This window comes from Cohnella ginsengisoli, from assembly GCF_029525555.1.
Taxonomy (GTDB): domain Bacteria; phylum Bacillota; class Bacilli; order Paenibacillales; family Paenibacillaceae; genus Cohnella; species Cohnella ginsengisoli.
Map to the genome: position 1 here is coordinate 785,941 of NZ_JAPDHZ010000003.1, position 23,621 is coordinate 809,561.

19 protein-coding genes and 2 pseudogenes are annotated in these 23,621 nt (G+C 58.4%); 4 read left to right on the forward strand and 17 right to left on the reverse strand.

Going from position 1 to position 23,621, the window contains the following annotated elements; genetic code table 11:
* Nucleotides 1–384: 384 nt before the first annotated feature.
* The 10 genes and pseudogenes from OMP38_RS15060 to OMP38_RS15105 form a co-directional block, all read right to left on the reverse strand.
* Nucleotides 385–1,341, reverse strand: a complete 957-nt coding sequence (locus OMP38_RS15060; protein ID WP_277565864.1) for an ABC transporter ATP-binding protein — start codon at nucleotides 1,339–1,341, stop codon at nucleotides 385–387.
* Nucleotides 1,334–2,365 carry an ABC transporter ATP-binding protein gene (locus tag OMP38_RS15065; RefSeq protein ID WP_277565865.1) on the reverse strand — a complete coding sequence of 344 codons (1,032 nt, stop codon included), beginning with the start codon at nucleotides 2,363–2,365 and terminating at the stop codon, nucleotides 1,334–1,336. The genes OMP38_RS15060 and OMP38_RS15065 overlap by 8 nt, the downstream gene beginning before the upstream one ends.
* Nucleotides 2,366–2,378: 13 nt before the next feature.
* A complete protein-coding gene (locus tag OMP38_RS15070; RefSeq protein ID WP_277565866.1) occupies nucleotides 2,379–3,293 on the reverse strand; it encodes an ABC transporter permease in 915 nt (304 codons plus the stop codon).
* Between the two features lie 7 nt (nucleotides 3,294–3,300).
* Nucleotides 3,301–4,227 (reverse strand): annotated as a pseudogene (locus OMP38_RS15075) (ABC transporter permease); the annotation flags it as partial.
* Between the two features lie 130 nt (nucleotides 4,228–4,357).
* The gene (locus tag OMP38_RS15080) at nucleotides 4,358–6,058 is read right to left on the reverse strand and encodes a peptide ABC transporter substrate-binding protein (protein ID WP_277565867.1); all 1,701 of its coding nucleotides are present in this window, start codon (nucleotides 6,056–6,058) and stop codon (nucleotides 4,358–4,360) included.
* A 325-nt stretch (nucleotides 6,059–6,383) separates the two neighbouring features.
* The gene (locus OMP38_RS15085; RefSeq protein WP_277565868.1) at nucleotides 6,384–7,838 is read right to left on the reverse strand and encodes a nicotinate phosphoribosyltransferase; all 1,455 of its coding nucleotides are present in this window, start codon (nucleotides 7,836–7,838) and stop codon (nucleotides 6,384–6,386) included.
* A 404-nt stretch (nucleotides 7,839–8,242) separates the two neighbouring features.
* A complete protein-coding gene (locus tag OMP38_RS15090) occupies nucleotides 8,243–8,908 on the reverse strand; it encodes a GTPase domain-containing protein (RefSeq protein WP_277565869.1) in 666 nt (221 codons plus the stop codon).
* A complete protein-coding gene (locus OMP38_RS15095; protein WP_277565870.1) occupies nucleotides 8,905–9,948 on the reverse strand; it encodes a GTPase in 1,044 nt (347 codons plus the stop codon). The genes OMP38_RS15090 and OMP38_RS15095 overlap by 4 nt, the downstream gene beginning before the upstream one ends.
* A gap of 27 nt (nucleotides 9,949–9,975) precedes the next feature.
* Nucleotides 9,976–10,782, reverse strand: a complete 807-nt coding sequence (gene speD, locus OMP38_RS15100) for an adenosylmethionine decarboxylase (RefSeq protein ID WP_277565871.1) — start codon at nucleotides 10,780–10,782, stop codon at nucleotides 9,976–9,978.
* 189 nt (nucleotides 10,783–10,971) lie between these two features.
* A complete protein-coding gene (locus OMP38_RS15105) occupies nucleotides 10,972–11,268 on the reverse strand; it encodes a late competence development ComFB family protein (RefSeq protein ID WP_277565872.1) in 297 nt (98 codons plus the stop codon).
* A gap of 163 nt (nucleotides 11,269–11,431) precedes the next feature.
* Between OMP38_RS15105 and OMP38_RS15110 the strand changes: the two genes are divergently transcribed.
* A complete protein-coding gene (locus OMP38_RS15110) occupies nucleotides 11,432–11,644 on the forward strand; it encodes a hypothetical protein (RefSeq protein WP_277565873.1) in 213 nt (70 codons plus the stop codon).
* Nucleotides 11,645–12,324: 680 nt separating this feature from the next.
* Entirely contained in the window at nucleotides 12,325–13,698 is a 1,374-nt protein-coding gene (locus OMP38_RS15115) for an FAD-dependent oxidoreductase (protein ID WP_277565874.1), read from the forward strand.
* Between the two features lie 106 nt (nucleotides 13,699–13,804).
* Here OMP38_RS15115 and OMP38_RS15120 read toward each other — a convergent pair whose 3' ends face one another.
* The 4 genes from OMP38_RS15120 to OMP38_RS15135 form a co-directional block, all read right to left on the reverse strand.
* Nucleotides 13,805–14,359 (reverse strand): SEC-C metal-binding domain-containing protein, encoded by a 555-nt coding sequence (locus OMP38_RS15120; RefSeq protein ID WP_277565875.1) that lies wholly within the window; start codon nucleotides 14,357–14,359, stop codon nucleotides 13,805–13,807.
* Nucleotides 14,244–14,981 (reverse strand): hypothetical protein, encoded by a 738-nt coding sequence (locus OMP38_RS15125; protein WP_277565876.1) that lies wholly within the window; start codon nucleotides 14,979–14,981, stop codon nucleotides 14,244–14,246. The genes OMP38_RS15120 and OMP38_RS15125 overlap by 116 nt, the downstream gene beginning before the upstream one ends.
* An 80-nt stretch (nucleotides 14,982–15,061) precedes the next feature.
* Nucleotides 15,062–15,280 carry a hypothetical protein gene (locus tag OMP38_RS15130; RefSeq protein ID WP_277565877.1) on the reverse strand — a complete coding sequence of 73 codons (219 nt, stop codon included), beginning with the start codon at nucleotides 15,278–15,280 and terminating at the stop codon, nucleotides 15,062–15,064.
* Nucleotides 15,281–15,438: 158 nt separating this feature from the next.
* Nucleotides 15,439–15,927: a general stress protein gene (locus OMP38_RS15135; RefSeq protein WP_277565878.1), complete on the reverse strand. Its 489-nt coding sequence runs from the start codon at nucleotides 15,925–15,927 to the stop codon at nucleotides 15,439–15,441.
* A 143-nt stretch (nucleotides 15,928–16,070) separates the two neighbouring features.
* Between OMP38_RS15135 and OMP38_RS15140 the strand changes: the two are divergent.
* Both OMP38_RS15140 and OMP38_RS15145 read left to right on the forward strand, forming a co-directional pair.
* Nucleotides 16,071–17,220: pseudogene (locus OMP38_RS15140) on the forward strand (zinc-dependent alcohol dehydrogenase).
* 305 nt (nucleotides 17,221–17,525) lie between these two features.
* On the forward strand, nucleotides 17,526–19,067 hold the full coding sequence (locus OMP38_RS15145) for a bifunctional folylpolyglutamate synthase/dihydrofolate synthase (RefSeq protein WP_277565879.1): 1,542 nt from the start codon (nucleotides 17,526–17,528) through the stop codon (nucleotides 19,065–19,067).
* Between the two features lie 561 nt (nucleotides 19,068–19,628).
* On the opposite strand, the gene OMP38_RS15150 is transcribed toward OMP38_RS15145, so the two are convergent.
* From OMP38_RS15150 to OMP38_RS15160, 3 genes are read right to left on the reverse strand one after another with little or no spacing between them, the layout of a single operon-like run.
* Nucleotides 19,629–21,164: a DUF2357 domain-containing protein gene (locus tag OMP38_RS15150; RefSeq protein ID WP_277565880.1), complete on the reverse strand. Its 1,536-nt coding sequence runs from the start codon at nucleotides 21,162–21,164 to the stop codon at nucleotides 19,629–19,631.
* A complete protein-coding gene (locus OMP38_RS15155) occupies nucleotides 21,139–22,038 on the reverse strand; it encodes an McrB family protein (protein ID WP_277565881.1) in 900 nt (299 codons plus the stop codon). Before OMP38_RS15155 ends, OMP38_RS15150 begins: the two co-directional genes overlap by 26 nt.
* A complete protein-coding gene (locus tag OMP38_RS15160; RefSeq protein ID WP_277565882.1) occupies nucleotides 22,035–23,402 on the reverse strand; it encodes a hypothetical protein in 1,368 nt (455 codons plus the stop codon). Before OMP38_RS15160 ends, OMP38_RS15155 begins: the two co-directional genes overlap by 4 nt.
* Nucleotides 23,403–23,621: the final 219 nt, after the last annotated feature.

Consider the following 23,621-nt stretch of genomic DNA (forward strand, 5'->3'; position numbering starts at 1 on the left):
AACATGTCGGGAAATGCCCAAAATTCGGAAATTAGTTGCTTTCTAACACTTATATTGAAAGCTATATGACCAGGCAGAAAATTAATTGCTTTTCGACACTTATTTACCGCAAGACTCGCGGGGTTGCCGGGGTTGCCGGGGTTGCCGGGGTTGCCGGGGTTGCCGGGGTTGCCGGGGTTGCCGGGGTTGCCGGGGTTGCCGGGGTTGCCGGGGTTGCCTGGCTTGCCTGGGTTGCTCGGTGGTTGCCTGGGTTACTCGGGGGGTACTTTGAGCTAATCGAAGTTACGGCGCATATGGTTCACCTGAAGCCAACGGACGTACCGGAGGACGGACAAAAAAAACGCGCCGGAGGCGTATCCTCCGGCGCGTGGCATACGATTACTATTAATAGAGGTGGCAGGCCACGTAGTGGCCTGGCTTCGCTTCTTTGAACTCGGGCATCGTCTTGGCGCAGACGTCCATCGCGTGCGGGCAGCGCGTGCGGAACGGGCAGCCGCTCGGCGGGTTCAACGGGCTCGGGATCTCGCCCTTGAGGATGATGCGCTCGCGCGACTTCTGCTGCTCGGGATCGGGCAGCGGGATCGCGGACAACAGCGACTGCGTGTACGGATGCAGCGGGTTCTCGTTGAGCTCGTCCGACTCGGCGACCTCGACGAGCTTGCCCAGATACATGACGCCGATGCGGTCGGAAATGTGCTTGACCATCGCCAGGTCATGCGCGATGAACAGATAGGTCAGGTCGCGCTCGCGCTGGAGCTTCTTGAACAGGTTGACGACCTGCGCCTGTACCGACACGTCGAGCGCGGAGATCGGCTCGTCCGCCACGATGAACTTCGGCTCGATGGCGAGCGCGCGCGCGATGCCGATCCGCTGGCGCTGACCGCCGGAAAATTCGTGCGGGAAGCGGTTCGCGTGCTCTTCGTTCAAGCCGACCGCGTCCAGCAGCTCCGCGACGCGTTCCGTGCGTTTGCGGCCGGAGGCCAACCCGTGAATCTCGAGACCTTCGCCGATGATCTTGCCGACGGTCATACGCGGATTGAGCGAAGCGTACGGATCCTGGAACACCATTTGCATTTCCTTGGTAAACTTGATCCGCTCCGACTTCGTGAGCTTGCTCACGTCGCGGCCGTCGAACTTGATGCTGCCGGACGTCGGTTCGTACAGCTGCATGATCGTACGGCCGGCGGTCGACTTGCCGCAGCCAGACTCGCCGACCAGGCCGAACGTCTCGCCGCGCAGCACGTTGAAGTTCAGGCCGTCGACGGCCTTGAGCACGCGGCCGCCGGACAGATTAAAATGCTTGCGCAGATCCGTCAGTTCCAAAATAGGCGCATTAGACATTTGCGGCACCCCCTGTCTCGATCGGCCTGTCTACCTTGGGGGCGTCCGGATGATTCAGCCAGCATTTGGCCGTGTGGGCCGGTCCGTCGATCTCGAACTGCGGCGGATCGTTGTCCATGCACACCTTCATGGCGTACGGACAGCGCGGCGCGAACGCGCAGCCTTTAGGCGGCGCATACAAATCCGGCGGCGTGCCCGGAATGGACGACAGCTCGCTCTTCTTGTCGCTGTCGAGGCGAGGCACCGATTGAAGCAGTCCCCAGGTATAAGGATGACGAGGATTATAAAAGATATCGTGCAGGCTGCCCTGTTCGGCAACCTGTCCCGCGTACATGACGATGACGCGCTGCGCGAGCTCGGCGACGACGCCGAGATCGTGCGTGATCAAAATGATGGACGTGCCGGTCTTCTCCTGCACGTCGCGCATGACGTCCATGATCTGCGCCTGGATCGTCACGTCGAGCGCCGTCGTCGGCTCGTCGGCGATCAGCAGCTTCGGATGGCAGGCCAGCGCGATCGCGATCATGACGCGCTGACGCATGCCGCCGGACAGCTCATGCGGATATTGATGGATGCGGCCTTCCGGATTCGACATGCCGACGAGCTTCAGCAGCTCGATCGCCCGGGCGAGCGCCGCGCTCTTCGAGAGTTTCTCGTGCTTGCGGATGCCTTCGGCGATCTGCATGCCGACGGTCATCGTGGGGTTCAGCGACGTCATCGGGTCCTGGAAAATCATGCCCATCTCGGCGCCGCGAACCTTGCCCATCTGAGACTCGCTCAATTTGGTAATATCGGTCTTGCCTTCGTATACGATCGAACCTTCTTTAATATAGCTGGGAGGCGTCGGCGTCAGACGCATAATCGTCTGAGCCGTGACGGACTTGCCGCTGCCCGATTCTCCCACGATTGCGAGCACTTCGCCTTTATCTAATCTAAAGGAGACGCCGCGAACCGCTTGTACCTCGCCCGCGTGCATCTTGAACGATACGCGCAGGTTGTTCACTTCCAATAGAGGCGTGCTCATCGGACTCTCCTCCTTATTTTCTCATCTTAGGATCGAGCGCGTCCCGCAGGCCGTCCCCGAGCAGATTGAAGCTGAGCAAAATCATGCTGAATACGATCGTCGGGAATACGAGCCGGTGCGGATGATAGCGCATATATGCCGCGCCGTCGCTCAGCAGGTTGCCCAGCGATGCCAGCGGCGGCTTGATGCCGAGGCCAATGAAGCTCAGGAAGGCTTCGGCGAAGATTGCCGTCGGCACGACGAACGTAATCTGTACCACGATGACGCCGATCGCATTCGGGATCAGGTGCTTCAGGATGATGCGGAACGGCTTCGCGCCTAGCGCCCTGGCAGCCAGCACGAACTCCTGCTCCTTGAGCACGAGCATCTGACCGCGCACGAGCCTGGCCATCGAAACCCACCCGGTGATCGCATAAGCCAATATAATGGTCGATACGCCCGGTCCGAGCACCATCAATAGCAAGATGGAGAGCAGCAGATACGGGATCGAGTAAATGACTTCAATGAAGCGCTGCATGATGTTGTCGACCTTGCCGCCGAAGTAGGCGGAGATGCCGCCGTACAGAACGCCGATTACGAGGTCGAGCAAGGCAGCCATAATGCCGATGAACAAGGAAATGCGGGCGCCCCACCAGACGCGCGTCCACAGGTCCCGGCCGAAATCGTCCGTGCCGAAGTAGTGGGCGGCAGAAGGTCGCAGATTGACGGCGCTAGGGTTCTGCGTCTCATAGTCGTACCCGCTGACGAGAGGAACGATTAAGGCCAGCAGCGTAACGATGATCATGACGACAAGCCCGGCCATGGCCAGCTTGTTCTTCTTCAGACGCCGCCAGGCGTCCTGCCAGTAACTGACGGAAGGGCGAAGAATCGCTTCTCTGTCGCCAGACTTGACCGCCGGCTCGAATTGGCTCTTTGCGATTTCCTCCACTCTTTATCTCCCCTTCCCCTAACCGAATCCGCGGATCGACCAGGCCGTACGCGATATCCGTAATGAACATGACGAAAATCAATATAGCCGCGTAAAAAATCGCGAGGCCCGCGATCATCGTGTAGTCCGTCGTCAGAATCGACTGCACGAACTGATGGCCGAGTCCCGGCACGGAGAAGATCGTCTCGACGACGAGCGTACCCGTGACGACGTTGGCCGCGATCGGACCGAGAATGGTGACGACCGGCAAAATGGCGTTTCGGATCATGTGATTCCAGACGATGGCGTTTCCGCCGATCCCTTTGGACTTGGCGGTCTTGATATAATCCTGGCTGGCGACGTCGAGCATCGACGCGCGCATCATGCGGGCCAGAATCGCGATCGTGCCGAACGAAAGCGCGAGGGCCGGCAGCACGCGGTGCTCCGGTCCGTTCCACAAGCCGGGCGGCAGCCAACCCAATTTAACGCCGACAAAGTATGAGAGCAGCGGCCCGATGACGAACGAAGGTACGGAGATGCCGATGATCGCGATGAGCATCGCGGTGTAATCTCCGGCCTTGTTGTGCCTCAGCGCCGCGAAAATGCCAAGTAAGAGGCCGATAATGACGGCAAAAATCAACGATTCGATCCCCAGCTCGAGCGATGCCGGGAAGTTGTGCTTAATGATATCGACGACATCGCGCGTCGGATATTGATAAGAGACGCCCAAGTCTCCTTGAACGACTTGACCCATGTACTTCAAGTATTGCTGCCAGACGGGTTTGTCCAGGCCATATTGCTCCCGCAAAATCTGCAGATTTTCGGGCGACAGCTTCGATGCGTTCTCGCCGAACGGATTGCCCGGCAGCAGCTTCATCAGGAAAAACGTGACGGTGACGACGACCCACAGCGTAATTATCATATAAATAAATCTGCGCAAGGTGTACTTCAGCATGGAAAACCCTCCCTTCAATGGAATTTACGAGCGTCAAGCACAGGAAGGAAGCCGTTCAAGAACGGCCTCCCTCATGGTTGGCGTTGACTGTACCAGATGCGTTAGTCGTAATGCAAGCTTGACGCTTTTCTTATCCTTCGAAGTGAGCCCACTTCAGTTCGAAATCAGGACCGTAAGGCGGCAGGATGAGATCCTTCAGCTTCGGGTTGATGACGAACGGCGAGGAACGGAAGTACAGCGGCGTGACGGCGGCTTCGCTCAGCAGGATCTTCTCGGCATGCGCCATTTCGTCCGCGCGCTTCGCGTTGTCGGTCTCGAGTTGAGCGGCCTTGACCAGCTTGTCGTACTCGGCGTTCGACCAGTCTTGCGTGTTGAACGAACCGCCGGTCAGGAACATGTCGAGCCACGTCATCGGATCGTTGTAGTCCGCGCCCCACAGGGAGCTGACGATTTGGTAGTTCTTGGACAGCTCGCGATCCAGACGGTTCGCGTGCGGCAGCGGTTCGGTCGTGACGTCTACGCCCAGGTTCGTTTTCCATTGGGAAACGAGGTACTCGAGCATTTTCTTGCCGGTCTCCGTGTCGTCGCCGATGATGGAGAGCTTAGGCAACGTAGCGCCGGATTCTTTGAGGCCTTCATCCAGCAGTTGCTTCGCCTTAGCCGCGTCGAATGTCGCTTCGGTGTCGCCTACGACCGTACGGAAGTCTTTGCCGTTGCCGTCTTGGTTGCCGGCCGGCACGAAGCCGGTCGCAGGGACGGACCCGTTCTTGAGAACGAGATTGGCTACGCCTGCGCGGTCGATCGCCATCGTGAACGCTTGGCGAACCTTGACGTTGGCGAACGCCGGAACCTTCGTCGCTTGGAAGTTCAGGTAGCCCGTCACGAGCTCCTTCTTCATTTGCAAGTCCGGCTTGTCTTGGTAAGCGAGCATCTGGTCACCCTTGACGTCGGCATAATCAGAGGCGCCCGTCTCGTACAGGTTCAGGCCCGTGGCCGTATCCTTAACGATGTTCAGCGTGACCTTCGTCAGCTTGACGTTGGCAGCATCCCAGTACTTGTCGTTCTTTTCAAGCACGAGCTGCTGCTCGTGGTCCCACTTCGTCAGCTTGAACGGACCGGCGCCGAGCACCTTGTCCGCGTCCGCGCCGCTCTTGTCGCCTTGCGCGGAAACGAACTTCTCGTTCTGCGGGTAGAAGTTCAGGAACGCCAGCTGAGCCGTGAAGAAAGGAACAGGGTGGTCCAGCGTGATCTCCAGCGTGGTGTCGTCCTTCGCGACGACGCCGAGCTTGTCCTGCGCAGCCTTGACGGCCGCGTCGTCCTTGGCGGTCAGTACATCGTTGCCGCCCTTGATCCAAGCGACCATGAACGCGTAAGTCGCTTTGGTCTTCGGATCCAGCGTGCGCTTGTAGGAATATACGAAATCTTTCGCGGTCAGCGGATCGCCGTTCGCCCAAGTGAGGCCCGACTTCAGCTTGACCGTGTAGACCAGTCCGTCTGCGGAGACGGTCGGCATGCCGTCGGCAAGCGCCGGCTGCGGCTGCAAATCTTTATCCAAACGATACAGACCTTCGCTGATGGCGCCGAGGATCGTGAACGATGCGGCGCTCTCCGCGATCGATACGTCCAGCGCCGGCGGATCCGCACGGTAGTTCATTACGAGTTCGGTCTTGCCGGAGGAGCTGGATGGCGCGCTCGCGCTTGCGGACGAGCTTGCGCCGGAGCTAGCGCTTGCGCTGCTGCCTGCGTTGTTATTGTTGTTGCCGCAAGCAACCAACGAAGCGCCGAGCAGCGTCAACGTAAGAATACCTGACACAATCTTCCTTGTCTTCATGTACTGGCCTCCCCAGATTTTTGATCGAGCAAAATTCGCATATACTTTTTCCAGTTTTCTAGCGGATGCTCTCTCTCCTAGGCGATTATAAAGCAAGATTCTGAAGAAATCTATGATTATTTGCACATTTTTTAATCAAACGTTGAAATAATTTTTACACGATTTAGCGTATAAAAGCGGCTATTCTTTAACGCGTTTTTCCTTTACCGATGGAAAGTGATAAATGAAAGCGAATTCTTTTGTGGTTTATCCACAATTCATCCTCCCACCTTCCTATTACATGTCATCGACATGTCAGTTACCATTAAATGTTTGTAACTGGAAATTACATTTGTTCGGTTTGTGTATGTTTAGCGATTAAATCCATCTTCAGCTTCCAAGCTTTTTCGCTCAAGTTGACTCGATAAAGCTCGGGATTCAGCTTTCGCAAGTATTGCGGCCAAAATTGAGCGATCTGTTCGTCATGGTAATCTCGAATCTCGTCGAGCGAAGGCAGCGGACCCGCGCGTTCGCCATCGACGATCACCGGCTTCAGCAGCGGTACGGCGTCGTAATGGTCGATATATTTGTGAATGTAGGGATGCACCGGGTCGAACAGCTTGATCCGGCGTCCTTCGCGAATGTCTTCTTCGTCTTTGAGGGCGATGTAATCTCCCTCCGCCTTCCCCGTGTCGCGGCTAATGATCCGGTACACGTCCTTCAGGCCTGGGGTCGTCACCTTTTCCGGATTGGCCGAGATCTTGATCACGGGCTCGATGAAGCCGTCCCTGGAGATGGCGACCATCTTGTACACGCCGCCAAGCGAAGGCTGGTCGGCGGCCGTGATGAGCTTCGTGCCGACGCCCCAGACGTCGATCCGCGCGCGTTGGCTTTTCAAGTTGTCGATAATGTGCTCATCCAAGTCGTTGGAGGCGGTAATTTTGACGTACGTGAGCCCCGCGTCGTCCAGCATTTCCCTCGCCCGCTGCGAGAGATAAGCCAAGTCGCCGCTGTCCAGCCGGATGCCGACCATCCGCTTGCCGGAGGCCTCGAGCATCTTGCCGATCCGGATCGCGTTCGGCACGCCGCTGCGAAGCGTGTCGTATGTATCCACGAGCAGCGTCACTTGATCCGGCAGCGCCTCGGCGTATTTGCGGAATGCCTCCTCCTCCGTGCCGAACGCCTGAACCCAGGCATGCGCGTGGGTGCCTTTAGACGGGATGCCGAATAGCATGCCCGCCCGCATGTTCGACGTCGCATGGAAGCCCGCGAGATAGGCCGCGCGCGCCCCCCATACGGCGGCGTCCGCTTCCTGCGCCCGTCGGGTGCCGAATTCCAGAAGCAGGTCATTCGGGGCGACCTGCCTGATTCGCGAAGCCTTCGTCGCGATCAGCGTCTGATAATTAAGGAAGTTCAGCATCGCCGTCTCGACCAGATGCGCTTCGAAGAGGCGCGCTTCGACGCGGACCAGCGGTTCGTTCGGGAAGGCCAGCGTCCCTTCCGGCATCGCATGCAGGCTGCCCGTGAAGCGGAAGGACCGGAGCGCTTCGAGAAAACCGGGCGCATAGTTTTCCTCTTGCTGCCGAAGGTACTCGATCTCCCGTTCCCCGAACCGGAGCGTCTCGATGTACCTGACGATACGCTCGAGGCCGGCGCAGACGGCATAGCCGTTGCCGAACGGCAGCTTGCGAAAATAGATCTCGAACACGGCCCGCTCGTTAAGCGTCCCTTGTACCCAATGGGCATACATCATATTAATCTGATACTTGTCCGTATGAAGCGTGAGGCCTCCCTCGTCCATCGTTCATCCTCCTTCGGGCCAGGGTCAGGCGCGGCGGTCCGGCTCAGCGCCGGCTTTCCGCTCCGATCTTCCTGTATTATGCGTGCTCGCCTGGACGTTCATTCCCAAGGAAAGCTTGGATGCGAATAGCGACTCGACGCGGCGCAACGCAACGCAAAGAGCCGGGCGAAGCCGCCCGGCCAAACCGTTCAAAAATCGCGATTCCCCGACGACGACGCTCGGGGCGACTCGCGCATACAGCCTTTCGTCGCTTAACCGGTTTACGCACCAAAGCCGTTCTTTGCGCGCCTGCAGGGTACGATCCCTATCCATCCCGGTCGCTCCTTTGGCATGAGACATCAGACGCGTATCCGCCATGCGCGGACGATTGTCTAAATCATACCCTAACCGGAACGATACGAATCTCAGGAGGCCGACGGGCCGAGCGAGAACCGCTCGATCTCGTCCAATCCGCCGCGGTCTCTGGCGCTGTAAAATACAATCGGTCCGGCGAAGCGCCCGGCAAGCTCTAGCCGCAGCGGCTCCCGCTCCTCGGGCAGCAGCCCGTCGGCGAAGCTGCGGACGAGCAGCGTTCGCTCCGCGAGTCCCGTCCGCGCGATGCCGGCCAGCAGCCGGTCGTCCGCGGCATGCAGCTTATCCTTGAAGACGAGCACGAGACGGTCAAACGAGCGGTACGGAAACAGACGAAAAAACGTCTCCGCCGGATGCGCGGCCGTGCCATAGCCGGGCGCATCGACGAAGACGGCTTCCCCGCACTTATGGATCAGCGCGGTATGCGGGTCGTGCGCCCAAGAGGTCGCGTCCGTGCGCTGGCCGACGACCGGCCTCGGCATGCAGCTTCGGTCGGTCAGCAGGTCCAGCAGCGCCGACTTGCCCGCGCCCGGCTGGCCCAATATAGCGACCTTGCGGGTGCGCGGGATGACGGCGAGCTCCGAAGCGAGCCGCCTCAGATTGCGCTCCAGCACCGTCGGCTCCGCTCCAGCGCCAGCGCCCTCTCTCTTGCCCTTGACCTCTCCCTTCACCTCGCCCTTGCCCGCGCCTCCGGCCGCGCGCTTCGCCTTCGCGCTCACGGCTGGCGCTCGATTCCGAGCTCACGCTCCAGAATCCGCTCCGCCAGCTCGTGACAGTCGTTGAGGTACGACTTGCCGGCGGCGAGCGTCATGCCGAAGCCCGCGGCGGCCGCGATCGCCTGGCCGACGATCGGCACGAAGCGGCCGACGGCCGTGGACGCGCTTTTGCCCGCGAACTTCTTCAGGAGCAGCATGATGCCCTCCTTCGTGCCGTAATCGAGCACCCGCTTGCCGAGCGGCAAGAGCGACGGGATCAGCTTATTCACCTTCTCGTCCGTGAGTCCGTACGAGGCTCGGATCTCGGCGAACATCTTGTACATGATGGACATGTCGACCCCGACGTTCACGCCGGGCACAGGATTGAGGCCATTGGCGGCGGCGAGCCCCGCGTACTTGTATACGGACTTCTCGCAAGCTTCCTTCTTCGCCTCGAGATGCGCGAGGCTGAACGCCTTGGCCGAACGCGCGTACTTCTCCCGCAGCGCCGGCTCGAGCGCCGCCTTGATCCCATCCACCAGCTCGCTTAAGCCCTCGCGGGTCCGGCAGCTGACAAAGTACACCTGCTGCGGCTCTCCGATCTGGCGCGCCACGTCGGCCGCGATCTCCGCCTGCAGCTCCTCCGTCGTGCGGCCTTCCTCCCACAGATCGTCCAGCTTGTTGCGGACGAACAGGCAGATCCGCCCCTTCTCCCGCAGCTCCTTGAAGAAGGCGGTGTCCGCCTCGTGGAACTTGCCCGCGAACACGCACAGGAACAGGTCCAGCTCCTCCGGCCGGAACCGGTCCATCCATTCGTTGGGCGGGAACCGGGACGTCCCGTACCCCGGCAAGTCCACGAGCAGCAGCTCCTCGTGCGCGATGACCTGCGCTTCGACCGTCGTGTCGGTCGTCACGCCCGTGCGCGCGACCGGCTGTCCGACGATCTGGTTGATGAGCGACGACTTGCCCGAGCCCGGCTGCCCGAACAGGGCGATCCGGAGCTTGGCGTTCTGCTCGTCTTCGATATCCTGCTTCAGCCTTGCCGCGTCCTCTCTAAGTCCCATCGCAGCTCCCCCCCTCGCCATTTGCGACTAGCGAATGTTTTTCCCGTAGAAAATCTCGTCCATCTCGATCTTCAGCCGCTCCGCGATCTCCTGCTGCTCGGCTTCGCTCAGCTTGTCCTTGGTGTAGCCGAACAGGTAGTTGTTGAGATCGAACTCGCGAAGCTTGCACTTCGTATGGAAGATATGCTCTTGGTACACATTGACATCTATCATATCATACGCTTCGATCACGCCGTCGGGAATGTAATTCTGGATCGAATTGATATCGTGGTCGATGAACAGCTTGTGTCCGTTGATGTCCCGCGTGAACCCGCGCACCCGGTAATCGATCGTCATGATGTCGGTGTCGAACGAGTGGATGAGATAGTTCAGCGCCTTGAGCGGAGAAATCTCGCCGCACGTCGAGACGTCGATGTCCGCGCGGAACGTGCTTAAGCCTTCGCTCGGATGATATTCGGGGTACGTATGAACGGTGATGTGGCTCTTGTCGAGCTGCAACGTGACATTGGCCGGCATCGGACCGGGCGACTCCTCGTACGACTCCGTCGGCACCTCCACGATCGGCCCCTCCGAGACGAGCAGCGTCACGCTCGCTCCCTGCGGCACGTAGTCCTGCTTCGCCGTGTTCAGCACGTGGGCGCCGATGATCTCCGCCACCGCGTTCAGAATCTTGGTCAGCCGATCGGAGTTGTACTGCTCGTCGATGTAGGCGATGTACGCCTCCCGCTCTTCCTTCGTCTTGGTGTAGCATATGTCGTACATATTGAAGCTCAGCGTCTTCGTCAGGTTGTTGAACCCGTGAAGCGTGATGCGCTGCTCGTCGGTAAGCGCCATATCGTCGGTCCCCTCGCTTCTGTTCGGATCGTCTCCTTATTATGGCTGAGGCCCGAGGCCTCAATCCTCCTTTATGTATTACCCCGAATGCGGCAAACCGGAGCATGCGCGAGGGACGGACGCGATTCGTACGGTGCAGGCTGCAAAAAAAAAGACCCGAGAAAGGCGGGCCTTCGAGGCGGTTCGGGGCTATTCGTGGGGCTGATGCTGCGGCTTGGACTCCACGGTTTGTACGGAGCGCGCGAGCTCCTGCAAAATGTCCGATTGCATTTGGGGATTCATATAGAGCGCCTTGATGTAGGCTTGGCCCGCTTGCGTAGACGTGTACTGCGGCTTGAGGTGGTTCAAGGTAAGGACGATGATGTCCGTCGTGCACTTCTCGCAGCTGCACTTCAGCGGATAGTTGGGCAGAATATGCTCCTCGAAGAAACTCACGACGATCGGTTCCATCGCGTTGAATACAGATGAAGCTCTCGCAAATTCCATCGCGTGTCAAACTCCCTGTTGCCGTTTATTTCATTCAGCATATCACAGCGCCGAGCCTGCCGTCATTAGACCTAAGTGCCAATGTTTGTTGTCCCGGTTCCCGTTAAGGCTGCCCTGCGATTGGGTAATGGAGACCAAGCGACAAAAAAAGGAGTGCTGCCACATGTCCGAATATAAAGATTATGCCGCTGAGCTGCCGCAGTTCGATCCGGGTACCCCGGAGATCACGCCTCCGACCTCCCCCGAGATCTCGCCGGTCGTGCCGAATCCGGAGATCGTGCAAAATCCGACGCCCGAGGTCAAGCCGGACGCCGTGCCGCCGGACGTTAAGCCCGACGCGATCCCGCCGGAGACGCCGCCGGAGCAGCCGAAGTGACTTGGCGGCAGATCAAATAGCAAAAGCGATGAGGAACCGCGCATTTATTGTGCGGTTCTTGCGCGTGCGCGTCGGAGGCCGCCGCGCGCTTCGCGGCTGGTCGCGGGATCGCCGTATTTGCTGGCCATCCCAACTCCCCCGCACCGGTCCCCCTCCCCCCATCGTGCAAAATACAAGATAGCGAGCCGACAAAACGGTTTTGGCGTATTTATCGCGCAAATCTGCATGATACATGCTCGAATACAGCTCCCATCGCAAAACCACGCCCCTGAATGATGCACATTCGCATTTGCACGATGGCTCCGAACGACAAACGATGCCGTCGCTCTATCCTGCACTTTTGCAGGATAAGGGTTTACGTTGCCCGTCAGCATACAGTTAGAGTTCTCGCAGGAGCACCTGTTATCCGACTTCCGACTCGGCATTGTGCGCATACTCGAACCCAAATCCAAAGTCCCCACAATCGCGAAGTTTACAACCAAAAAAAGTTTGTGATTATTTTCACTACCCCTATTGCATTCCGTTCGTAGGTGGCGTATATTGGATTCAACAAGACATTGTGATTTATATCACAACCTAGTCGGGCAAAGAGCTGTATCATGCAGATATGGACCTTTGCTCCCCTTTCAACCAAGTATGTGAAATTTATCACAATAAAAGAATCCAAGGAGGACTTCCTTATGAAAATCGTCGTCATCGGCTGCACCCACGCCGGCACCGCCGCCACCATCCAAATGGCCAAACGTTACCCCGACGCTCAAATTACCGTGTACGAGCGCAATGATAATATCTCGTTCCTGTCGTGCGGCATCGCGCTCCATGTGGGCGGGGTCGTGCGCAACGCGGAAGAATTGTTCTACGCCCATCCCGACACGCTCGCCGAGCTCGGCGTGAACACCTGTATGCGCCATGACGTGCTCGCCGTCGACACGGTATACAAGTCGGTCACCGTCCGCAATCTGGAGACCGAAGAGGTACTCGTCGACAGCTACGACAAGCTCGTCGTCACGACAGGCTCGTGGCCGATCGTCCCGCAGATGCCGGGCATGGATCTGGATCGCGTGCTGCTCTGCAAAAACTATGCGCATGCCCAGACGATTATCGAAAAGGCCGCCACCGCCAAGCGGATCACCGTCGTCGGCGCCGGGTATATCGGCGTCGAGCTGGTCGAAGCGTTCCATCAGCTCGGCAAGACCGTGACGCTCATCGACAATACGCCGCGCGTGATGTTCAAGTATCTCGACAAGGCGTTCACCGACATCGTCGAGGCTGACATGAAAGAACGCGGCGTGCGGCTCGCGCTCGGCCAGACGGTGACAGCGCTCGAGGGGCAGGACGGCCAAGTCGCCCGCGTCGTCACGACGGAAGGCTCGTACGAATCGGACCTGGTCATCCTCTGCATCGGCTTCCGCCCGAATACCGAGCTGCTTCAAGGTCAAGTCATGATGCTCCCGAACGGCGCGATCGTCGTCGACGAGTACATGCGAACGAGCTGCCCGGATGTGTACGCCGCCGGCGACAGCTGCGCGATCCGCTACAACCCGACGGGCAAGGCCGCCTATATCCCGCTGGCGACCAACGCCGTCCGCATGGGGACGCTCGTCGCCATGAACATCATGGAGCCGCGCGTGAAGTATATGGGTACGCAAGGCACGTCGGGCATCCGGATGTTCGACCTGAATATCGCTTCGACCGGCATGACCGAACAAGCCGCCATCGATACGGGCTTGAAGGTGCGGACGACGACGGTCAGCGACAACTACCGTCCGGAGTTCATGCCGACCTACGAGCGGGCGCTGATCAAGCTCGTCTATGAAGCGGACGGCGGACGCCTCCTCGGCGCGCAAGTACTGTCGAAGGCGGACCTCACGCAGTCGGCCAACACGCTGTCGGTCTGCATCCAGAACCGGATGACCGTGGAAGAGCTCGGGTTCGTCGACTTCTTCTTCCAGCCGCACTACAACAAGCCCTGGAACCTGCTGAACCAGGCAGGCCTGCAGGCGGCGGCGGAGCTGGAGGCAGCCAAAGCCGAATCGTTGAAGGCTAAAGCGTAAAGGCGTTGCGGACGACGCTGGTGTGAATCATTGCAAAATACCCTGAAGGCCGCCGCTCTCCATCCGGAGCGGAAGACCTTCAGGGTATTTTTCGGTTGCTCGCGGCTCAGTCTCCGACGGCGCCGCAGCACTTCTTGAACTTCTTGCCGCTGCCGCAGGGGCAAGGGTCATTGCGGCCGATCTTGCGGCCGGTCTGGATCGAGATGACGTCCGCGTGGTGCGATCGCTGCGGCATCGCCAGAACGTTGGACGGCACGCCGCCGCCGACGCTCATGTTGAGCTCGTCCGGGCGATGCCCCTTCAACACCCATTGCCTCGTGCCGTTGTTCAGCCGGGCGAGCAGCGCGCCGACTTCTTCGACCGTTTGCGCGTCTTCGATCGAATACTCGAATTGCAAAATTTCGAATGCCGCGCTCATCGACTTGCCGTTCTTGAACGTATCCGCGCAGATCTCCGCGATCATGTCCGCTTCCTGCTTGTCCACCGCGTACTCGCGGGCTAAATACCCTGCCAGCTCCTGGTGTGCTTTGGTCCGCTCGACGTATTCAGGTTCGCCCGCTTTGAGCAGTTCGGCCTTGGTAAACTCGCGATACGGCAGATTCCCCCCGCGCCTGTTGAATGCGCAGCAGTTCCTGCGGCTCTTCGACGTCGAGGTTCGCAAATAGACCATCCTCGTCGAGATCGTACATAGCTCGGAAGTCAAGCGCGTCGACCAGCACCTCGAACATGTCAGGGCCGTCCTCCGGCGTCTCTCCCGTCAGCGCGATCAAGCGGGCCTCCAGCTCGGGTTCCTCGAGGATGCCGTAATAGTACAGCAACCCCTGGGTGAGTTTGATATGTTCCGTGTTGCGCTTCACTTGCGCCGGCGTGCCGGACAGCCCTTCCAGCTTGGCGAACCGCTCGACCAGCTCGGTCGGCATAACCAGCGACTTCTTGCCTTTCACCTCGCCGGGAAACGCGATCCCGCGTTCGGCCAAATAGTAAGCGACCGGGCCGGACTGCGGCGGCTCCGCCATCAGGCCGTTATTTTTCACCAACCTGCGAATCAACGCCCACCGTTCCTCGTCCCACAGCGCCGTCGATTCGGCCGCATAATCGGCCAATACAGGCGCGAGCCCGTCGATAAGCGCGTCTTTGTCCTTTTCGTTCTCCCAATCGTATATCCTCAGCAGCCTCGCCATTCTTTGCAGCGATTCGCGAGTCTGCGGCATCAAAGCATCCTTCAGCGCCTGCGGCCAATCCAAAGCCGGCCACTCGCCGTCTAGCTTCATATGATCTGCCATATTCATCCTACTTCCGTTTTAATAAAAACAAGCCCGACCGCCAATCGTCCGGGCTTCGGCCGAACCCTGCGAAGAACGCTTCAGACGCCAGTACGCTTCTTCTGGTTGTTCGGCTTCTTTTTGATTTGGCTGCGCATCTGCTTCACGTCGGTCGAAAAGCCGCTCTGCTGTCCGCCGGCTTGTGCCGCGGCCTGCTTTTTCTGAGCCAGACGCTGCTTCATCGCTTCAGCCAGACTGATCTTTTTCTGCTCCGGCTTGTCCGCGGACGCGGACGGATTCGAGTCGCTGGATTGTGTCATACTCATCGCACCCCATTGTTAGTCGCGATTTGTCGCGCTGCAAGCTTTTTTCATTATAACGCGGGTACGCAAAAAGAGCCACGCCCCCTTACAGGACGCGGCTCCGTCGACCGGTCGTCAGCTCCGGAGCGGTGGCGCCGAGCCGTTCGAGTTCGAAGTCAGATTCGTTCGCTTGGCGGCAGCGGTCCGTCCTCGGACAGGATGCGCGGCAGCTCCCGGTCGATCGCCTGATTGCGGATCGCGCTGTCCGCGACGTTGTCGTCGGCGGAGGAGCTGGCAACGACATCGTCGACCAGCCCGTTGTCATGGCCGATCAACAGCAGAAAACGCCCCTTGTCCACTTCCGGCGCATACTCCATCGCGTCGCCGTTCGTGAGCCCGATCTCCTCGAGGCGGCCGGACAGCTCGCTGTCTCCGCCCGCCTTGATGATCCGCTTGACCTTGCCGAGCAGCGAGTCCGAGCCTGCCCCCGCGCCTTCCACCTCGACCAGATCCGCCGCTTGTCCCAGGTTGCCGAGGCTCCACGACTCTTCGCGGTCCGCGACGACCGTCAGATCGTGGTCGGAATGCCCCCTGATTTTTAAAGACTGAATCGCGTCGATGACTTCCTTGCTCGTGTCGAATACGCCGTATACGGTCATGGACATATGGGATACCTCCGTTTGCTGTCAGGTGATATTCAACTTTACCCCTCGCGCTCCCGGATTAATCCATGCTGAATTTGTCATCCTACAGGGTACTTAATAAGGATTCGCCAGAAATCCAATACGCCGAAGGAGGATATGCGAGCATGCGAGCGGTAACTTTTCAGGGAAGCAAAGACATCCAGGTCAAAGAGGTCGAGGATCCGAAGCTGAAGCATAAGGACGACATCATCGTGCGCATCACGTCAACGGCGATCTGCGGCTCCGATCTGCACATCTATCTGGGCGGCATGCCTGCGCATAAGGGCGCGGTCATCGGCCACGAGCCGATGGGCATCGTCGAGGAGGTCGGACCCGAAGTGACCCGCGTCAAAAAAAGGCGACCGGGTCGTCATCCCCTTTAACGTGTCATGCGGCAAATGTTATTTTTGCGAACACGATATGGAGAGTCAGTGCGACAATTCGAATCCCCACCCGCCGCTCAAAGAGATCGACTCCGGCGGCTACCTCGGATACACCGAGCGTTACGGCAACTACCCGGGCGGTCAAGCCGAATACTTGCATGTCCCTTACGGCAATTTCATGCCGCTTGTCATTCCGCAGTCGTGCGAGCTGCCGGATGAAGCTTTGCTTTTCCTGTCCGACGTCTTGCCCACGGCCTATTGGAGCGTCGAGAATGCCGGCGTGAAGCCCGGAGACACCGTGACCGTGCTCGGATGCGGACCTGTCGGGCTGATGGTCCAGAAGTTCGCCGCCATGAAGGGCGCGATGCGCATCATCGCGGTCGACAACGTTCCTTACCGGCTCGCGCACGCGCGTAAGATGAACAACGTCGAAACGATCAATTTCGACGAACAGGACGAGGTCGCCATGCACATCCGCGAGATCACCCGCGGCGGCACGGACGTCGTCATCGACTGCGTCGGCATGGACGGCAAGAAGAACGCGCTCGAGAAAATCGGCCAGAAGCTGAAGCTGCAAGGCGGCACGCTAAGCGCGATCGATATCGCGATGGACGCGGTCCGCAAGTTCGGCACGATCCAGCTGACGGGGGTGTACGGCGCGCTGTACAACATGTTTCCGCTGGGCCACATGTTCGAGCGCAACCTGACCGTGAAAATGGGACAGGCGCCGGCCATCCATTATATGCCGAAGCTGTTCGACATGATCGTAAACGGGGAGTTCGACCCGACCGAGATCGTGACGCACCGCGTCCCGCTCGACCAGGCGAGCGACGCGTACAAGATTTTCAACGACAAAGAAGACGGGTGCATCAAGGTCGTGCTGAAGCCTTAAGCGGTACGATGGCGCACAGCCCTTCGCTCGGGGTCGAGCGGAGGGCTGTTTAGCGTTGGCGGATGGTGGCGTTGGACGGCCGGCGTAGCAGCTTCTTGTTATGGCGGAGGTCGCAGGCTTTGCTATAATGGACGGAATAGATTAGCGGCCGGAGAGCGATTCACATTGCCGCGGCGGACCGAGCATCCGTTATTTGAGCCATAACCGCGTGCAGGAACAGGATTTACGCGCAAATAGCGGCTCCTGTGTCCGTCTCGCCCCTTCGCCGCATCCCACCTGACGATAAAAGGAGCGTCCGTACACCCATGCCGATCGCCAATCAACGCGAGGCCGAGGACCTTATCTACCGCTCGTATCTGCGCGCGGCTCCCCATCTGCCGTCTGCCGGCGATGAGCGGGTTCGAAAGCCGCAGCTGACCCGCCGCCTGCTCGATCTGCTCGGCGCGCCGGACCGCGGGAGACGCTTCGTGCTCGTGACCGGCAGCAAGGGGAAGGGCTCGACCTCGCGTCTCGTCTCCTCCCTGCTGAGTCGTCTCGGCTATAAGGTGGGCTTGTTCACGTCTCCTCATCTCGTCGACTACCGGGAGCGGATTCGCATCGACGGGCGCGCGATCGGCGAAGCCGACTTCGTGCGGGTCGCGCAGCGGATCGAGCCCGCATGGGCCGAAGTCGAACGCGGCTTGGACGCGGCGACTTATCAAGGTCCTGTCGGCGTGTCGCTGGCGATTGCGGTCAGTTGGTTTGCGGAGCAGGGCACCGACATCAACGTCGTCGAATGCGGGAGAGGCGGGCGGTATGACGACGCAAACGTGCTGGCGAACGAGTCGGCCGTCGTCACGGCGATCATGGAGGAGCATGTCCGCGAGCTTGGTCCAGGCCTCGGAGATATCGTGCGGCATAAGCTGGGGATCGTGAAGTCGGCGGACTCGCGATTGTACGTCGGAGCGCAGCGCGAGGACGCGCTCGACGCCATCAAGAAGGCGTTGGCGGCGGCCGAAAATTCGGCGATCGGGCATGACCGTGCGGAAACGGAATCGGCGAATGGAGATATGCTTGCGGCGATGGATACGACGATCGCGCATAATGGCGCGTCCTGTCGATGCGAGCGCATATCGATCGCTGGCGAGGCGTTCGCCGCCGAGCATGTCGCGATGTCCGCGCGCGGAACGACGTTCGACGTCCGCACCGAACGAGCGCTGTACCGGGGCCTCGCGCTGCCGCTGCTCGGCGCGTTCCAGGCCGACAACGCCGCAATCGCGGTCCAAGTCTGCGAAGATATCGCGGGCACAGCGCTCGATCCCGGGACGGTCGCGACTTGCTTCGCCGGCTTGCAATGGCCGGGCCGCTGCGAGATCGTGAGCCGCGAGCCGCTCACAATCGTGGACGGCGCGATCCACCGCGACTCCGCCGCCTACCTGGCGAGCGTCGTAAGTTCGCTCGGCCTTGGCGCCGGCGCGAGAGTCGCAGCCGTCGTCGGCGTGCCGAAGGATAAGGATTATGCCGGCGTCATCAAGACGCTGGCCTCGGTAGCGAGCCGCATCCTCGTGACGCGGCCTGATGTGAGCCATCTTGCGTTCCCCGAAGATGCGCTGGATGTCGCAAGGCGTTATTGCCCGGACGGGAGCGCCGCCTACCCGCTGCTCGCCGACGCGCTGGAGGCGCTGCGTGCCGGCCCCGTGCCCGACTGCATCCTCATCGTCGGCACGCAGACGCTGATCGGCAACGCCCAGCGGCTGTACGGGCAGGGGCTGGAGGATATCGGGGGAGTAAACAAGCTCTCCAGTGTTCTAGGCTTATTCTGCAGTTGGCTCTCTCAAAGCATATTAGGTTATAATCGTGGAACTTAGCCCACGAGGTTGCTCTTCGCAGCACCTCGAATTGTCCAAACAGGCCATCGCATTGCAAACAAAGGGCAGCATAATGGATCGAGCTAACTTCGGTATCCCATCTATTTTTCGACAGCTTGATCGCCCAAGTGTCGTTTTTCAACCCATTCACCGGATGGGAAGGCCAATTGTTTTCTAAAGCCATAATGGTCTTGGAAGGATACCGATCTGCCCCCTAAGAACCTGATCGACAATCGGCACAAACTTTCCTTTAAAAAGCCGATGATGACACGAGTTCACATTCGCGGCACGCATCAATACAGCAGTCAAGTTCTGCATGGTGGGGGGACCGGGAATCCTTGATTTTCAAAGGCGTGATTATCTCCTTTACCGTTCAAAAAATGAATCCATCCTTTTTGCTTCACAAATGCGAAGGAGCCAGGATGAGTCATGACTACGTTACAGATTACTTTTCCTGAATTTCCAAAATGAATGGATGTCTTATCCCGAACTAAATAACATTGGCCCGTCTCATCGAAATGATAACTATCATCTTGCGACTTAAAGCGACGTATTCTCCCGCTAATGATTTGCGGAAATTTCCTCTGCATGATCCTCACCCTTACGCAAGTTATTAGTGGCGGACAAGCTCAATAACCGCTTCTTCATTACCGATTCCTCCAAGCCTGGACGCAGCCGGAATGCCCCCATCCTGTGCCGATCGCGATAGTCCTCTTCGAACAGTCGGGAGCTGTCTACGCCCTCAGCAGGCGTCACGATGAACGCTTCCTCCACAGCCCTGGTTCCATCGGTTACGCGGATGATGCCATCCCGGTATTTGTGCATTTCGCCCAGCGCCATCGGAAGGTTGTGATCCAGCCGGTATTTGGGATCGAATACATAGAGTTTGTCATCCGACTCGAGGACAATATCCGGATACATGGCGTGCGTATAGGTGACGTAGTTTTCAGATGACCGTTTGAACTCGCGCTGATAGGCCAGAGTCGCGCCGCCCAAGAGATGGATCCTGCTCTCCTTTTTCTTGGACAAGTTGAGCACCAGCCGATCCTGTTCCAGCAAGAAGAGCTCCGAGGCGTCTTGTAGGCATCCCGCTTGCCGGAGCCAGCCCACCATCTTCATAAACACCCAGATTTCATATAACTCGTAGGTGTTTTTAAGCGGGATTGCGTTTTTCATACCGACCTTGAACGTATTGAACCAGAGCAGTCGATTGAACCAATCGAACCAAAGGCGGTATGAAGGGTGCTTGCGAAAGGCCTGCGAGATGACGATGGGACCTTCGTGCGATCGCACTTGGTATAGGAAGGGGGATCGCAACCAGTAGGCGATGCGGTCGTCGTATAATGCTGCCTTGTCACTGACGCCTTCCATTTCCAGTGCTCGGTATTGCCGAAGAAACCCTGACAGTTCCTGCAGTTGCCTGCGGAGCACCCGATTCTCGTATACATCGCAGTCGTCTTTCCGGATACCGTCCCAGATCAGTTCAGGCACAGGGATCTCCTCGGTCATGCCGCCCCCCGCATGTCTTTCCGACCAGGCGAGAAGTCCGGGCGTCACATGCTTGACGTTCTCCCGGCGAATCCATTGCTCCGTCCGCTTCAGCCTTCGCAGCGGCTTCGACTGGATATCGCGGAAGATGCGCTGCAGGCGATGGAAGGAGCGATCGATGTAATCCCACTGCGCAAGCGAGATTCGGCGCGCGATCCCGTCGCCGTCGAACCCCAGACGGGCTCCCTGATGAGCATAACAAGCGGCGGCTTCCTCGAGAATATCGGCGATCATCCGCTCATATTCGGATTCCGTCAACTTGCGGTTGTCCGAATAAATAAAGGCCGGCAGCGCTCTCCGTTCTGTCTGCTCGATGATGAACGTGACCTGTCCGGACTGGAAGGGAGATCCCCATTCGCCCTCCCAGCCATAGGCCGTCTTCGACATCGGGAGCGGCATGCCGTTGATCAGGAGCCGGAACGGCAACGAATAAGTCGATCTCCATCGATAAACCTTTGCTTCTTCCAGCCGAATATCTTCAAGCTGTGTCCAGACGTGGGTATCCGGACACAAGAATTCCAGATCATCTCCAGAACTGGGCTGCGCCATATCGATCCAGTTCTCCTTTCATTCGAAGCAAATGCCCCAACGACTCCGACGCTTCACCGAATTCGGAACCAGACCACGCGATGAGCTGTTCCAGCAAATGGCCGATCCGCTCATCGCCCCGAATCTTGGGAAGCACCTTCTCCGCTATGACGCGATCGACTGCATTCTTCATTTCCATGCGAATCTCCTGCGGCAATTCGGCGTTGGCATGTAGCTTGCGGAGCATCTCGTCTACCGTCCGATAGCCGAAGTGCAGGTCGTAGGCTTTTAATTCGTCATGAAGCTTCTGAATCAGGTTCCATTCCTCCGGCAATGCAGACTTGAACTTAGCCGGCGCGCGAAGCCAGTACCCCTCCAGATCGACGTCCGACAACGTCATGACGAATGCCCGGTCCAGCACCTTGTCCGAGATCCCATGCGTCGTCTCGTCGACGTTAATCGTGCCGATCACATATAAATGACGCGGTATCTGCAGCTCTTGAGGCACGTCTCTAATATGATCCTCGGCATGCAAGCGAATGGGTTGCCGAGACTCTACGGCGCTTAAATAATCGCTCAGATAGTACTCGATACGCGCCAGATTCATCTCGTCCAGGACGATGAACATTGGCTTGCCCTCCTGAACGGCCTGGAGTACCGCGTTGAGGAAGGGCGTGCGCACATAACGTTTCTCTAATGCGCTGTAGTATCCGAATAGCGAAGTCGAATCCGTCCAGTCCGGTCGTACGGGAATCACCTTCAGATAGGGGTTCGGCGCATCCAGCGGCCTGCCGTACACGGCGTTGGCGTAGAGCAGGCACAGTTTCGTCTTCCCCGTCCCCGAGATCCCGTTCAGAATGACGAAGTGCTTGTCCTCCAGACTGACCAGATTCAAGTGGAAATCTCGGACGATCGAAGTGGGATACGTATAAGGGCTATCCTGTACTTAGAGAGAATAGAGATCAGATCGAAGTTGTGTTCGTAAGTCTCTTGCTTGATCGCCAATTCGTACTCATCGAACGCCTGCTCGGGCGCATCGGCCGTGGAAGCCTTCTCGACAGACGCACGGGGAAGCATGATCTTCTCCGCGCAGTCCGCAAACAGAACGGCTGCCACAATCAGCCGCCTCTTGATCTCGGCTACCGACTCTTCGAACCGGAATTGATCGTTGTCCCACGTCCCGATATAAAATTCGTTTCCCTCCAGTCGAAACCCGTGCGCCTGAAGCGCTTCAATTGCCCTTTCCTGATACCATTTATTCAAATCTTGTCCGTTAACTCTCGGGTACCTGAAGCTCTTCGTCCCGGACCACTCGACCTTCCCTTCTCCATGCAGATTGCGCAGCTGAGTATATAGATGGCCGTGATTGTCGACTACGACGCCCAGCACCTCATGCGGCTCCCGCAACAAACTCTGCAAAGTGCCGTTCGTCAACAGTTGGCCCTTGTCGTAAATACCGAACCTCTGCCGGGGCTGGTTCGACCTCTTATTGCTCGTCGCTTCGAACACGATCTCGTAGCTCCGTCCATAGAGTTGAACCGATAGCGTCTCCTCGTTCTGATTCAGCTGATCCGCGATGCGAACCGACAACGCGTGGACGGAGGCTTCCTGTGAGATAAAATCACGAATCGGCTTCAGATCGCACCAGATTTCCCAGATTCTCGCGCTCCAATCCTGCTCCTTCTCGGCGAAACGGTCGAATGGAATTTGTCGACCTACATAGATCCATGGCCTGCCGCGATCCTTTTCCGCCTTCAATATGTACGGAACAAGCTCTTCTTTGCCACCTAGCTTGACGTTTTTGTCGCCTGCCCAGATCTCTGCCCCGGCGGGAAGCAGCGAGATAATCTGTTCTAACTTAGCTTGGCGCTCCAGGGAACGAACACCGTCCCAGAACGGATAAAAGCTGCTCGCCATCATAATTCTAAAGACCCTCTCCGGACCATTCAGCTCCAGCGTAAGCACACCGAATTCCGTTTGAAAATACCGCCTGTCGATCAGTCTCGCAAACGCTTGCCTCCCGGCATTTCGCGCCCCGTCGGCATACTTCGGGTTGCGCAGATCACCCATCGCTGTTCGGAGCGTCGATTCAGGTGTTTGAAGGTGATAATCCAGTAGTTCCGATGCTTGATTCCCATAAGCAATCTGAAAAGAACTCATCATCTCTTTGAGAATCGGCTGCACCTCATCGCGCACGCGTTGACACCGCTCTGCCGTGTCTGGAATGGCGAATATTTCTTCAACTCTTTGAATGTCCATGCGTGCCTCCGTTAGTGTTCGTAAGATTGTGTCTGAGCATCTTGCACCGGTATATCGCTCCTGCGGCAACCATCCTGTCAGGAAACGTAAATTCGGAGTGAATAGACACTCTTAACGCTTGATCGGCGTACATCGTTAAAATCCCCCCGTCTTCGAAACGAAGACCGTTATCGAGAGAGGGGGGATTGTATAGATTCATTAGGGCCGGGGCGGAGTTGA